Annotated in this window: 10 protein-coding genes; 9 read left to right on the forward strand and 1 reads right to left on the reverse strand. The window is 50.6% G+C overall.

Going from position 1 to position 13,868, the window contains the following annotated elements; all coding sequences use genetic code 11:
• Positions 1–58 precede the first annotated feature (58 nt).
• The 8 genes from B156_RS0125150 (at position 59) to B156_RS0125185 (ending at position 12,243) form a co-directional block, all read left to right on the forward strand.
• Entirely contained in the window at positions 59–2,077 is a 2,019-nt protein-coding gene (locus tag B156_RS0125150) for an NAD-dependent epimerase/dehydratase family protein (RefSeq protein WP_018622567.1), read from the forward strand.
• Positions 2,078–2,108: 31 nt separating this feature from the next.
• Complete coding sequence (locus tag B156_RS0125155; protein WP_018622568.1) at positions 2,109–3,017, forward strand: transketolase family protein; 909 nt, start codon at positions 2,109–2,111, stop codon at positions 3,015–3,017.
• Between the two features lie 11 nt (positions 3,018–3,028).
• Positions 3,029–4,768 (forward strand): hypothetical protein, encoded by a 1,740-nt coding sequence (locus B156_RS0125160; RefSeq protein ID WP_084757873.1) that lies wholly within the window; start codon positions 3,029–3,031, stop codon positions 4,766–4,768.
• 28 nt (positions 4,769–4,796) lie between these two features.
• Positions 4,797–5,972, forward strand: coding sequence for an acyltransferase family protein (locus tag B156_RS0125165; protein ID WP_026261053.1), 1,176 nt, complete (start codon positions 4,797–4,799; stop codon positions 5,970–5,972).
• A 207-nt stretch (positions 5,973–6,179) separates the two neighbouring features.
• Positions 6,180–6,941: a glycosyltransferase family 2 protein gene (locus tag B156_RS0125170; RefSeq protein WP_018622571.1), complete on the forward strand. Its 762-nt coding sequence runs from the start codon at positions 6,180–6,182 to the stop codon at positions 6,939–6,941.
• Between the two features lie 71 nt (positions 6,942–7,012).
• Entirely contained in the window at positions 7,013–8,404 is a 1,392-nt protein-coding gene (locus tag B156_RS0125175; protein ID WP_018622572.1) for a protoporphyrinogen/coproporphyrinogen oxidase, read from the forward strand.
• Positions 8,405–8,503: 99 nt separating this feature from the next.
• Entirely contained in the window at positions 8,504–11,221 is a 2,718-nt protein-coding gene (locus tag B156_RS0125180; protein ID WP_018622573.1) for a hypothetical protein, read from the forward strand.
• A 20-nt stretch (positions 11,222–11,241) separates the two neighbouring features.
• On the forward strand, positions 11,242–12,243 hold the full coding sequence (locus B156_RS0125185; RefSeq protein WP_040586351.1) for a hypothetical protein: 1,002 nt from the start codon (positions 11,242–11,244) through the stop codon (positions 12,241–12,243).
• 8 nt (positions 12,244–12,251) lie between these two features.
• Here B156_RS0125185 and B156_RS0125190 read toward each other — a convergent pair whose 3' ends face one another.
• Positions 12,252–12,530, reverse strand: coding sequence for a hypothetical protein (locus tag B156_RS0125190; RefSeq protein ID WP_018622575.1), 279 nt, complete (start codon positions 12,528–12,530; stop codon positions 12,252–12,254).
• A gap of 667 nt (positions 12,531–13,197) precedes the next feature.
• Between B156_RS0125190 and pyrR the strand changes: the two genes are divergently transcribed.
• A complete protein-coding gene (pyrR, locus tag B156_RS0125200; RefSeq protein ID WP_018622577.1) occupies positions 13,198–13,737 on the forward strand; it encodes a bifunctional pyr operon transcriptional regulator/uracil phosphoribosyltransferase PyrR in 540 nt (179 codons plus the stop codon).
• Positions 13,738–13,868 lie beyond the last annotated feature (131 nt).

A 13,868-nucleotide genomic window follows, 5' to 3' on the forward strand; every position in this document is an offset into this window, starting at 1 on the left:
CTATAAAACTCCCCGTTGTGGCGGGCATATCCGTCTTTTGCCGTAATTTGCGGCCTGAATGAATTCGTCTACTCCCCCTGTGGCACCCGCTGATCCTTTGCAGCTTGCTGGCCCAATCGTCGTATTTGGAGCCAGTGGCTTTATCGGCGCTAATCTTTTTGAGCAGCTTTTTCGCGTCCGCCAGATTACCGGAACGGCTGATGTATATGCGCTCACCCATGATGCTACGAAGGCCTGGCGGCTTAAGTTACTGGATGTACCTGCCGAAAATATTATTCACTGCGATATTCTATCGGATGCGTCAGTGCAGGATGTGTTCGAGAAAATAAAGCCCCGAACTATATTTAATCTGGCTGCCTATGGTGCGTATAGCAAGCAGAAGAATGTTGTTCTGACGTATGAGACCAACGTGTTGGGTACCGTGAACATCCTCGAAAACTGCACGCCCGATATGGTATATATCCATGCCGGGAGTAGTTCGGAGTACGGATTCAACTGTACTGCTCCGAAGGAAACAGACCGGGTCGAGCCGAACAGCCATTATGCCGTGTCGAAAGTATCGGCGGCTTATACGCTGGAGTATTACGCTAAAATGCACCAGCTGAATACACTTAATCTGCGGCTTTATTCGATCTATGGTGGCTGGGAGGAACCCGACCGGCTGATTCCCCGACTCGTTGAAGAAACCCGTAAAGGGCAGTGGCCTCCGCTTGTGTCGCCCGATATCAGCCGTGATTTTGTGTATGTGGATGACTGTATCGATGCCTTTGTGCAGGCCGCGTTGCGGGTCAACCCCACCATTCGGGGGCGTTCATACAACATTGCAACGGGTAAACGGACGACCATGCGCGAGCTGGCCGGGGTAGCCCGACAAACGTTTGGGGTAACGCAGGAACCGGTCTGGGGCAGCATGACCAACCGGAACTGGGACCTGTCCGACTGGTATGGCGACCCCACAGCCGCTGAAGCCGACCTGGGCTGGAAAGCCCGGACATCCCTCAGCGATGGGCTGCGCCGAACGGCCGACTGGCAGATAACCAACCAGTACGAGAGCCGGGTTATCCCCGCTTTTCAGACCCCCTCGCTTAACCCGGTCATATCGCCCATCATTGCCTGTTATCGGGATGCGCAGGCTATCCCATACATGTATGAGCGGCTGGTGAAAACGTTCAATGAGCTGAAAGTGCGGTACGAAATCATTTTCGTTAACGATAACTCCCCCGATAATACCGACGAAGTACTGAACGAGATTTGCGCCAGAGATCCGAACGTTATTGCCATCAAGCACTCCCGGAATTTCGGTTCGCAGTCCGCATTCCTGAGCGGCATGGAAATTTCTACGGGTGATGCCGTAGTGCTTATGGATGGCGATTTGCAGGACCCTCCCGAGGTAATTCCGCAGTTTTACGAAAAATGGCAACAGGGTTTTGATGTGGTATACGGCGTTCGGGTACAGCGCGAAATGCCGCCCCACGTTCACTTTTTCTACAAACAGTTTTACCGCCTGTTCAAACGAACTGCCTACATCGACATCCCGGTCGATGCGGGTGATTTCTCTATTATTGACCGCAAGGTGGTACGCGAACTCGTTAATCTGCCCGAAACGGAGCAGTTTCTGCGGGGATTGCGGGCCTGGGTGGGATTCAAACAAACGGGTGTGGACTACGTCAGGCCGGAGCGCATGTTCGGCGTTTCCACGAACAACTGGACCAAGAATATATGGTGGGCCAAAAAAGCCATTTTCTCGTTTAGCTTCGCCCCGCTGGAATTGATGACCTACGCCGGTTTTGTACTGACAGGCCTCTCAATGCTGGGCATTGCTTGGCAGATTTTTGCCCGGTTCTTCAATTTTGACCCTAATACGCCCTACGGTACATCGACCGTTATTATTCTGGTCATGTTTTTTGGCGGTATTAACTTGCTGGGTATCTCGTTTCTTGGCGAGTATATCAGCAAGATTTTTGAAGAAACTAAAAAACGTCCGAAATTTATACGGACCATGGTTCGCAAAGGGGATCGGGTATACAAGACTTCTGCTGAGATCAGTACCATGATTGAACAGCGAAAAAGTAAGTAAATAGAGAAACGGACTCCGGTCTGCCACTACTATGCGAAAAGAATTTTCAGCCGCCATCGAGAAAATCGGGCGGGAAGACGATAAAGTAGTATTCATCACCGGTGACCTAGGCTATAATGCCCTGGAAAACGTGGTTGATGCGCTGGGGCCGCGTTTCATCAATGCGGGTGTGGCCGAGCAGAATATGGTGGGTGTGGCTGCTGGCATGGCCTACAAAGGGTACAAAGTATTTTGCTACAGCATTGCCCCGTTTGTAGTGTATCGGTGTCTGGAGCAATTTCGAAACGACGTGTGCCTGCACAACATGCCGGTTTTTCTGGTCGGTAACGGGGGTGGTTACGGCTATGGCATCATGGGAAGTACCCACCACGCTATCGAAGATCTGGCCTGTCTGAGCAGTTTACAGAACGTGAATACCTACATCCCGGCTTTTGCGGATGAGGTGGGTCCAATGCTCGATCAGATTGTGGCGGAGGGGCGGCCAACGTACCTGCGTTTGGGCGCGGGCCCCAATACCCCCGACGGTGCCGAGATGTATGGCTCGTTCAAACACATTGTACGTAGTGACGCTTCCATTGGTACCGTTATAGCGTTGGGGCCGGTGGCCGCCAATGTGCTGACTGCCCTGAACGATGAGTTGCTGACGGGGCAGTTCGACGTGTTTACGGCTACCAACCTCCCGCTTGACCTGCCCTCCGGGCTGGCCCATCGCTGGGCGGGTAAGCCAATGCTGGTAGTGGAAGAACACGTGTCAATCGGTGGATTGGCTCAGCAATTGTCCGTTAAGCTACTGACCGATGGCGCATCGCCCAGTCATTTTGTGAGCCTGACGGCGCAGGGCTACCCGAACGGCCTGTACGGCGATCAGAAATATCACCAGCAACTATCAGGGCTGGACCCCGTCAATATTGCCCGTCAGTTGGCCTCGTTTACGAACTAGTACTGAATCCATTGGTAACGCTATCCAATACGCGACAATCACGACAGACCCGTTCCGGTTCATACCGACTATGGATTGCCACTTTCCTGTTGCTGATTCCAATTGGCCTGTTTTGGTACGTGTGGGGTCTATATGCCACTAACGTACCCAAATGGGACGATCACGTGCTGCGTTTTTTTCTGTTCGCTCTCGACGAAGAAACCTCTTTTTCAGGCAAAATTTATCAGTTCGTTAAGCAGCACAACGAACATCGGATTGTGTATGACCGGCTGATTGCCTGGCTCGATTACCAACTGACGGGAAAGCTGAATTTTGTCCATCTTATGTTTATCGGCAACCTGAGTCTGCTGGGACTAGTAGCCGTTTTCGGACGGGTGTTGAGTCAGCAGGCACCGGGTAGTGCCTTTATCCGTGGGGCAGGAGTAAACTGGCGGATGGGGTTGGTTTATCTTCCCCCGGTGGCATTTCTATTGCTGAATCTCTCACAGTGGGAAAACATGTTCTGGGGCATGGCCGCTTTGCAGAATTTTACGGTCATGCTCTGGGTGTTCCTGGCAATTTATGTGCTTGCCTATACCAACAAAACAGGGTTGGCTCTGGTGCTAGCATTGGCCGCGACGCTCACCAGTGGTAATGGACTGCTGGTATGGCCCGTTGGGTTCGGCATGTTGCTGTTACGCACCGGATTTGCCGGTAAAAAAGAACGTAGTGCCTTATTGATATGGATTTCTGGAGCTATTCTGGCATTTGTGCTCTATTTCTGGGGTTACCAGAAACCACCCGGTAACCCACCGTTACGCAGTTCATTTCTTGAACTAATAAAGGGCTGGCTGGCGTTCAATGGCTCGGCCGCGGAGGCAATTCCGGTTGGGCCGGTAGTTGGTTTGTGCGTAGTGCTGGGGGGAGTTTGCCTACTACTGGTATTGGCTATATGCCTTACTATAGGCCGGAAATACCTGAACCGCAGACCACTGTCTTCGCTCGATTTCTTCTTTCTGGGCGCGGTTGCTTTCCTCATTGGTACCAGTGCCGTAGTAGCCTGGACCCGCACCGGATTTGGTTTTAATACCCTCATTACCAGTCGGTACAAATTGTACTCGCTGCTGTTGATGACCGTTTTGTACACCTATCTGGTCAGTGAGTCCGGGACTTTTGTAAAAAAATGGGTGCTGATGGGTGGTTTACTGGTTGGTGGTGTGCTAACGGCCGGTTCATACCTCACCTACCTGGGGGATGCTATTTGGTGGCGGCAATGGTCGCTAACCAATCAGTTCAACTGGACGCACAGCAGCAATGGTCCGGCCGTTAGCCGGGACTCGATTTCTGACCGTTATACATCATTGGCTCTCTCTTTTGTTAACTCAGCTACACCCACTATTTATGGCCCGACCCGCCAGTCTCCAATAGCGGTGCAGGTGCGTAAAACGCCGGAGGGGTACGAGGTGTTAAGTACAACTATCCCGGCTCAGGGACTGGTAAATGCCGGGAACTTCATAGTAGCCCGCTCCGCGAAGCGGACGTATCTGTTTCCGGTACGCCAGAATAAAGGCTCCATTCGGACGGCCATTTTCAACCCCTCTACGCTTTTTACCGCCGGTTTTAGGGCTATGATCTTACCGGTTGAATTAGATGCGGGCGTCTACCAGCTTTTAGTGCTGAGCGTTTCGGATAACGGGGTAAGCCTGCATCCAACCAACCAAACTATTCAGTCGGCGGGGGAACCCGGCACAACCACCAAAACGAACTGGTAACTTTGCCCTTCGTTTGATTATCAACGCTATGCAGCCAATAACCCAATTCGTGAAGCCTACCCGCCCGGCCCTGAACCACCTGATTCAGCTGGACGGAGTTCGATTCATTGCCGTTGCCCTGGTACTGTTCGATCACTGGACTATGGAGCGAATTGCGCTGCCGGTGGGCGCATTGGGTGCCTTGGGCGTAACCATCTTCTTTGTACTCAGTGGTTTTTTGATTACCCGCATCCTGCTATCCAGCAAGGATAAACTCAGTAATCAGCCGGGGCGATACGGCGTTCCGGGCGGCCTGGGCAAGTACCTTAAGACGTTTTACATCCGCCGTACTATTCGGATTTTCCCCGTCTATTACCTCACCCTGATTATACTGGCACTGGTCAATGAGCCGCCTGTACGGGAAAAATTTGCTTGGCTGGCTCTCTACGGTACTAATATTTACATTGCCCTCAAACATACCTGGATGGGTACCGTGGATCATCTCTGGTCGCTGGCGGTGGAGGAGCAGGTGTACATGTTTTTACCCCTGTTATTATTCTTTGTGCCGCGCCGGTTTGTTCCCCTCACGGCCTTTCTGATGATTATTGGTAGCGTGGCGATGCGTTACGTGCTGTATCGGGCACAGATGCCCTGGTTCATCGGATACGTCTCAACCCCAACCTGTCTGGACGCTTTCGGGCTGGGTGCGCTCATGGCGTATGGCTGGCTTTACCAGCGCGACCGGTTTGACCGGTTCTTTCGCTCGTCCATATGGGTTTGGCTCAGCCTATTACTCTTTATTGGCGTTGGCATTCTGAATCACTGGATTTCCATCGACTCGCCACGCGGGTATCATAATGTAATGTCTGATGTATGGGAGCGGCTGGCGGCTTCGCTGTTTGGTTTTTTCCTGATTGGACGGGCAGTGCTGGGTTTTGGCGGAGTCATGAAATGGATACTCGAAAATCCCGTCAGTCAGTACATGGGGCGTATCAGCTACGGGTTGTACCTATACCATAACTTTGTCTTCAACGTCTACCATACGAAACCCACCCATTTTACGGTGCGCTCCTGGAACTGGCTGACAAACCACTTGCCGGTGCTGAACAGTACGTATTTTTTTCAGTTTTCATTTTTTGTTTTACTGACTATTCTGTTGGCTACAATTTCCTGGTTTTTGATCGAAAAACCAATCAATTCACTTAAAGATCGGTTCTCTTACTGACCAGCGAATGTAGCCTGTATCGGCCCCGGCTGTTAATACTGTATTGACCACACGATAAGGTCATGATACGTTAAGGCGTGTACCGGCTAACAATTTCCTTATATTTGCAGTAGTAATACGTACGATCAATTTGTTGATTAATTAGCCTAATCTATTTCAAACCTGTTGACAAACGAAGGGCATTGTCAATCTCCTAAAGTACACTGAATGAGCCTTATGCTGTCCATTGTAATGCCAGCTTACAATGAAGAAGAAGTAATCGAAACTGTTGTTAAGCAGTGGACTGATTTATTGACCCGTCAATTTCCTGGCGAGAATACCCGACTGATTGTCGTTAATGATGGCTCTAAAGATAAAACCGGGCAAATTCTGGATGAGATCAAAAGTCGGTATCCAAAACTGATGGTTGTTCATCAGCCGAATGGTGGTCATGGAAATGCCGTCGTAAACGGGTATCGGCAGGCCGTTGCGCTGGACTCGGAATATGTGTTCCAGACTGATAGTGATGACCAGTTTGTTACCGACGATTTTGCCCGGTTGTGGGCCAGACGCAATGATTCTCCGTTTATTCTGGGCTATCGGGAAGAGCGGTACGATGCCTTTGCCCGATTGATAATTACCCGAATTCTGCGGTGGAGCATTACGCTAATCTACGGAACGCACATCATGGATAGTAATATCCCGTTCCGTCTTATCCGGGGTTCGTTCCTCCGGAAACTACTGGCGCAACTACCGAGCCCGAATCCCTTTGCGCCCAATATTTTCCTGGCTGTTATGGCAAAAAAAGCGGGCTTCAATACGTTCGATATCCCAATTACCCACAAGGAGCGGCTAACGGGAACGGTATCTATCCTGAAGTGGAAGCTGCTGGAAGTTTGCTTCCAGAGTTTTAAAGAACTGGCTCAGTTCCGTTTTGAACTGGCTGGCAAAGTCAAAGCACTTAGAAAACCAGAGCCCGTAACGGCATAAATACTAGTTCGAGGTTTGTTGTTTGTCGCTAGCCAACGATAAACAACAAACCTCGAACTAATCACTCAGCAATGAAGTATAAATATGTTATTATTGGCTCCGGTCCAACAGGTCTGGGAGCTGCTTACCGGCTGAAAGAGTTAGGTATTACCGACTTCATCGTTTTAGAAAAAGAAAACCGTATTGGGGGCCTGTCCCGTAGTTTTGTGGACGAAAAAGGGTTTACCTGGGATGTGGGTGGCCACGTCCAGTTTTCTCACTACAACTACTTCGACGACCTGATGCTTAAGGCATTGGGAGAAGATGGCTGGCTCAGTCACCAGCGCGAATCGTGGGTCTGGATCGAAAACCGCTTCGTCCCTTACCCGTTTCAGAACAACATCAAATATTTGTCTCCCGAAACGATGTGGAAATGCCTGGAAGGGATTATCCATAACTACAAGTTTCCCACTAATGTAAAACCAGCCAATTTCCGCGAGTGGATTTTAGCCACGTTCGGCCAGGGTCTGGCCGATACGTTCATGTTTCCGTACAACTTTAAAGTGTGGGCTTATCCACCCGAGGATATGAACGCCGTGTGGGTGGGCGAACGGGTAGCGGTTACCGACTTACAGCGGGTCACTAAAAACATCATTTTTGATCAGGATGATTTTTCTTGGGGGCCCAATAGCACGTTTAAATTTCCTAAGCAGGGCGGTACCGGTGGCATTTGGGAAGCCGTAGGCGACCTCATTGGCCGGGAGTACGTAAAGCTAAACGCCACTGTCGAAAGCGTGATTGGCCCCGAGAAAAAAATCAGGCTGGCCGATGGTACCGACATTCAGTACGAATACCTGATGAGTACTGTACCCCTCGATCTGTTTACGCAAAAGGTGGAAGGCCTGGATTCTGAAACGGTACAAACGGCACAGGGACTAAAACACTCGTCCACCAATGTAGTTGGCATTGGGTTAAAAGGAAAACCCAAGCCAAGCCTGGAAACTATGTGCTGGATGTATTTTCCAGAATATAACAGCCCCTATTATCGGGTAACGGTATTCTCGAACTACAGCCCGAACAACGTGCCGGACATCAACCAGAACTGGTCATTGATGACTGAAACGAGTGAGTCATCGGCCAAGCCGGTCAACCGCGAAACATTGATTCAGGATACAATAAAGGCTTTGATAGAAGATCAGCTTATCGAATCAGCCGATGATGTTGTTTCAACCTTTCACATGGCTTTCGATTATGGGTATCCAACCCCTTCGGTAGAGCGGGATGGTATTCTGAAGGCCGTTCTGCCTAAACTGGAGCCATTTGGCATTTATTCGCGGGGGCGGTTTGGAGCCTGGAAATACGAAGTCAGTAATCAGGATCATTCCCTGATGCAGGGCGTGGAGTGGGCAAACCGGGTGGCGGCCAACGTCCCTGAGGTTACGATGCCTTTCCCGGAAACCGCCAACGCGATGTGGGGGAAATAAATAAGTTGTAAGTTATAAAGTAGTAAGTGGCTGACGCGACACCGATATTTGTGCGTCAGCCACTTACTACTTTATAACTTATTCACTTACTACTTTTATATGAATAAACGTCTCTGGATTGGTATTGGCGCAGTGGCTTTGCTGGTAGCAGGCTGGTTTTTTTACCGGCAATTGTTTCCGGTCGGCCGCACTGTCGATTCGCTGATGCCGCCGGGGGCTTTGCTGGTACTGACCAGTGACCGTTTGCAGGATACCGTTTCGGCCCGGACACTGCGCAGGGAAATTTCCCTGCGGCAGATACCAATCTTCGATGAAGCCCGTCAGCGGCTCGACCGATTCCTGTACGCAACGGCCGACACGGCCACGGTACTTGAATTTATCTCTGGTCGGGATGTTCGGTACTCGTTACACTCCATTTCCAAAACTACCCTCGACTTTATCTTTTATATTCCCATTTCTGATAAAGATCAATCATTTATCAATCGGGTAACCAACCCCGACCCTCGCCAGTACCGCGTTCTGAACCATACATTTTCGGGAGAGAAGATTCTTGATCTGGTGAACCGGGCCAATGATCCGGTGGGGTCTTTTATCCTGACAGACCATTTCCTGGTTGGCAGCGTATCGGGTATTCTGATTGAGAACGTAGCGAAACGGATGCATCAGTCCCTGAAACTGACGCAAAAAGTGCACAACTTTCGCATGGATGCCGACCATATAGCTGGGTTATCCGTACGGCCCGATGTATTGCAATCCCTGTTTAGCGATGTTGGGTCACTGGTAAGATTGTTCTTACCCGAAGAACTGAACCTGCAATTCCGGTATTCGGCATCCCGTTCTCACCTCATTGGTTATTCGGTGGATCAGATTGGTGCCCGGCGCGATGTAGCGGCCTTGTTTGCCAATCAAACTCCCCAGCGGATTCAGCATCCGGAGCTGATTCCGCAGACGACGGCCACGCTGTACCACATCAGCATTAGCGATGCTCCGCGTTTCGGGCAGTCACTCAGCACGTTGCTGGGGTCGGCTTCCAGCGACTTCCTGCGTGACCGGTTTAGTCAGATTAAACCGGAAACCAAAGCGCTTTATGAGACGCTGGCCAGTGATATTTTATTGTGCCGTCTGGAATCGGCTACGGGTGGTCCCCGTCAGGTGTTGATCCTGACCACCAGGAACGGCCGGTTACTGGCTAATGCGTATCAGCAGGTAGCTTTCCGGGCGGGGGCTAAAGCACCCGACGCACCAAAAAACTATCTGGGCCACAAAATACTGCGACTCAATGTACCGGAGTTACCGGCATCCCTCCTCAGCAGCCTGTTTTCGGGCTTCCCCCAAAGCTGGATTACCCAACATGGCCCTGCACTGATTGTTACGAACAGTGAAGAAACAATGCAGGATTATTTGCAGCAAATGGCACGGGGAGCCGTCTGGAATGCCGACGAACGGCAGGCCGAGTTACTGAATGCGACGCTGCGTCCGGCCAATTTCACCGCCTTCGCCCGGTTACAACGGGGTCAGACGACTATACCCGTCAGTTGGCCGTTAGCCTGGCAGAATCTGCTCGATCAGATTGATCTGGCTACCGGCAGCCCTTCCCTGTCAAATCTGGAAAATATGGCTTATCAGGCCAGCTACGGTAACAAAAATATTCAGTCGACGGTCATACTGGGACGTACCACAACGCGGGCCAGCCGGGCAGTGCTGAACAAAGTACTGCTGCGGAAGAAGACGGAATTTAACGCCCCGCTGATTTCGGCTCCCATCGTAACGGGAAACCTGAGTGATAGTTCGGCCCAGTTTTACGTTCAGAACAACGCCAGTGAGTTTGTGCTGGTCACACCCGCTGGCGATAAACTGGTGCAGAACAGTACGGATGGGCCCATACGCAGCAACGCCCTTGGGGTCGATTTTCTGAACAATGGCCGATTGCAATACCTGTTCATGACCGACCGGACGCTGTACATTGCCGACCCCGTACGCATCAAAAAGGAGGTGGCCTTACAAGCCATTCCGCTACCCAAAGGCATTGATCCATCCTATCTGGCACGACCACGGGGTAGTCAGCAACGAAATCTGGTTGCACTGGTAGCTCACAAAGAGGGACACATATACGCCCTCGACAGGCAGCGCCGAACGTTCGTTCGCCTGATGACTGCTCCGCACAAAGGGCCGCTGCAGTTACCTTTTCAGGTTATTACAACGCCGAATGGAATGGATGTGCTGGCCATCCAGACGGACGGCACCCTGAATCACTGGCGGGAGAATGGAACACAGTATCCGCATTTCCCAACCCGAATTGAGCGGCAAAATGAAGAACAACCCGAAATTAGGTTTGCCGGGCCGGCATTATTACCGGCGGGTCAGTCAATGATTCAGACCATTGCCGATGAGGGGCAGCTTTTTTCCATTAACAGCAACGGCCTGATTGCCAAACGAACCCAACTGTACCGGCCCGTACGGCGTGGCTTATTCAGACTCATTCCGGACGAAGATCAAACGAACTGGCTGTTGCTTCGAACGTCGGATACGGAAGTAACGGTGCTGGATCAGCGGGGTCAACGCCTGTTCGACGTTCGGGCATTGCAGTCGGGCCGTAATACGGTTCGGTATCATCGGCTGGGGGCGGGGGTCGAGTTAATCAGTGTTCAATCCGGTAACTTTACCATGCTGTATGGTCTGGACGGGCGCATCCTGAATGACCGACCCATTCCGAGTGATTTTCCGGTAGCACTGCAATTTGATGAGCGCACTAATGAATTATACGTGCTGAGTGGAGCTCAGCAGGCCGTTGAGTTATTTAGTGTTCGGTTGCGGTAGTGGAATTTGATTTTATGCTAATGCACTTTCTTCGCTATATCATTTTGGCCCTGGCCCTCACTTTGTGGGCAGGCGGTTTATCCACCACCGTATCGCGCTGGCTTTATCGTACCGGCGTTATTGCGGACGATTATCGGTATGGCGATTTATACCGGCTCTCGGCTCTAAACCAGTTCAAAGTGGCACAGCCTGTTTGTTCGCCTTCCAACCGGGCGAGCGATTCAGCGTCTACGCACCTGTACCTGATTGGCGATAGCTTCTCGGAGCCACAGCGCCTGAGTAAAGACGACTTTCGGGTCAGTTATTATCGGCGCGTGGGCTGGGATAATCAGCAACGGATTCAGCTGGACTCAACAAAGCGGAATATACTGCTGATCGAATCCGTCGAGCGTCATTTTCGGGAGCATCTTAGCCGACCCAGCCAGGAATTTATTGTCGAGCAGGATACAACCCGGCATCCTGCCGCCAACCCAACGCTATTCCAGCGGCTTAGCCTTGAGATTCACTGGACTGATGTAGAAGAGCGGCTTGAATCAGCCCTGTTTAGTCAGGATTGGGCGTTTTGGTTCAAGGAACTGAAAGCCAGCCTAACACTAGACTGGTTTGACCGGACATACGCGAGTGTCAGTTTATCGAAAAACCGTCAACATCTGTTCCTGAACAGCGATACAAATCCGAAAAAGCCTCTGAACTCATCATTTGTACCGATACCGGATGCGGAAATAAACGCTCTGGTCGACAGTGTCAATTCGGTGGCAGGCCGTTATCGGAAACTGGGTTTCGATGCCGTCTATTTATCCATCATTCCGAACAAAGCTACCTTGCTGGAAAAGGAACGGGATGACTACAACCACCTGATCGAACGGGTTCAGGACAACCCGCGTCTAACGGTGCCAACTATTGATACCTATCGGGCGTTTGAGCAGAGTCCGGTATCGCCTTATCTCAAAAGTGACACCCACTGGAACTGTGAAGGCCGGGCCATCTGGCTCGATCTGGTGCGGCAGACGTGCGGAATTTGAACGGGCTACTACACCCTGTCCGTTAAGGTTGGGTCGGATTCGGTACCATCGTTGTTGCCCAGAGAATCCCCGTTGCCGTAGTTATTGGTATCCTGCTCCATTGTTGGGCTGCCCGATGCTATACCAACACCATCCGGCCCACTATCCACCTCGCCCGCCAAATCAGTTGGGTTATAGTCTTCACTGAGCATCACACTGTCGTCGGGTACCTGGGCTGTGTCGCCCGTATCGGGTCGGACTGGTTGCGGGCTTTTATTGAGCATCGCATCCTGATTTACGTTTTCCATGTGTGTATCGTCAAAGTAGATATACTACAGGGATAACTCAAAAAAACTAAATCGGTTTGGGTTGCCGACTATCATTTTGTTTTTGCTGATTGCATCGAGGGCTGATAAAGGCAGCGTGTTAAGGGTTCAGCTTACTTTTCATAAAGCGAACTGCCATGTACGTATATAGAAACAGGGCCGCTGTTTCCAAAACAGCTTCCAATCTGTTGTTGGCATAAACTCCACTACTCAAGTCCTGTATCCAATCAATCAATATTGCGCAATATCCTGCGAAAGAAGCAAAGGAGCCTATAATGAGAATAACGATGAGCAGTAACTGACGCATGATTAATCCTGCAAGGTATAGTAAGTCGATAGTGTTGTTGAGCTTAAAATTGGACAATTACCTTGCCAGATGGTTTAATGGCGGTAAATAATTTATGAAATGTATAACAGTTTACTAGACAGCGGTTTATTTAGCTTTAAACGGATGCACCTTAGGCACGGGTAGCGATAAGTATAAAAGATGTGTGGCTAGTCAGTAGCTATTATGTCCGGCCGGGGTGGTGAACAAGACCATCAATTACCACGCGTACCAAACCTGTAAACGGGGCTTATCTACTATCACCGCAGTGTATTACACCGTATCTGGTAAACAGCCAATGAACTTACCTGCTATTTTTACGTCATGAACCAAAAACGTCTGATTCTGTCCAGCCCGCTGCTCGAGATTGTCATTAGCCGACTGGCACAACAATTGATCGAAACATATCAGGACTTCTCCGATACTGTCATTCTGGGCATGCAGCCACGGGGTATTTACTTTGCCGAACGTGTGGCGCGGGAACTGAATCGGGCTTTGGGCCAAACGGTGCCGCTTGGCTATCTGGATGCCACGTTTTACCGGGACGATTTCCGTCGGCGCGATAGCCCGCTGCGGGCCAATACAACCAACGTTCCCTTTATTATTGAAAATAAACGGGTAATCCTGATCGACGATGTGTTGGCAACGGGCCGTATGGTTCGGGCCGCCCTAGACGCCATGACCGCCTTCGGACGCCCCCGGAAAGTAGAACTCGTTGTGCTGATCGACCGGCGTTATAACCGCGATTTACCCATCAAACCGGATTATACCGGCAAGCGGGTCAACACGCTCGAATCACAGCAGGTGCTGGTTGAATGGACGGAGCAGGGGGCCGAAACGGACCGAATCTGGCTGGTTGGCTAAAGATTTTGGAGTGAGTAAAAACACTCATTAGTAAATTTCTGCTGATTAGTACTTTACTTATATTACTTTACACAATTAAGGTACACTAATGGGCAAATATTTACTTAATTTAGCAGACCGTAATTAGTACT

Source organism: Spirosoma luteum DSM 19990 (assembly GCF_000374065.1).
Taxonomy (GTDB): Bacteria; Bacteroidota; Bacteroidia; order Cytophagales; family Spirosomataceae; genus Spirosoma; species Spirosoma luteum.

Excerpts from the sequence above, each read along its gene's own strand:
- B156_RS0125165 (WP_026261053.1), top strand. The coding sequence starts at position 4,797 with ATGCAGCCAATAACCCAATTCGTGAAGCCTACCCGCCCGGCCCTGAAC.
- B156_RS0125180 (WP_018622573.1), top strand. The coding sequence starts at position 8,504 with ATGAATAAACGTCTCTGGATTGGTATTGGCGCAGTGGCTTTGCTGGTA.
- B156_RS0125170 (WP_018622571.1), top strand. The coding sequence starts at position 6,180 with ATGAGCCTTATGCTGTCCATTGTAATGCCAGCTTACAATGAAGAAGAA.
- B156_RS0125150 (WP_018622567.1), top strand. The coding sequence starts at position 59 with ATGAATTCGTCTACTCCCCCTGTGGCACCCGCTGATCCTTTGCAGCTT.
- B156_RS0125185 (WP_040586351.1), top strand. The coding sequence starts at position 11,242 with ATGCACTTTCTTCGCTATATCATTTTGGCCCTGGCCCTCACTTTGTGG.
- B156_RS0125175 (WP_018622572.1), top strand. The coding sequence starts at position 7,013 with ATGAAGTATAAATATGTTATTATTGGCTCCGGTCCAACAGGTCTGGGA.
- pyrR (WP_018622577.1), top strand. The coding sequence starts at position 13,198 with ATGAACCAAAAACGTCTGATTCTGTCCAGCCCGCTGCTCGAGATTGTC.
- B156_RS0125155 (WP_018622568.1), top strand. The coding sequence starts at position 2,109 with ATGCGAAAAGAATTTTCAGCCGCCATCGAGAAAATCGGGCGGGAAGAC.
- B156_RS0125190 (WP_018622575.1), bottom strand. The coding sequence starts at position 12,530 with ATGGAAAACGTAAATCAGGATGCGATGCTCAATAAAAGCCCGCAACCA.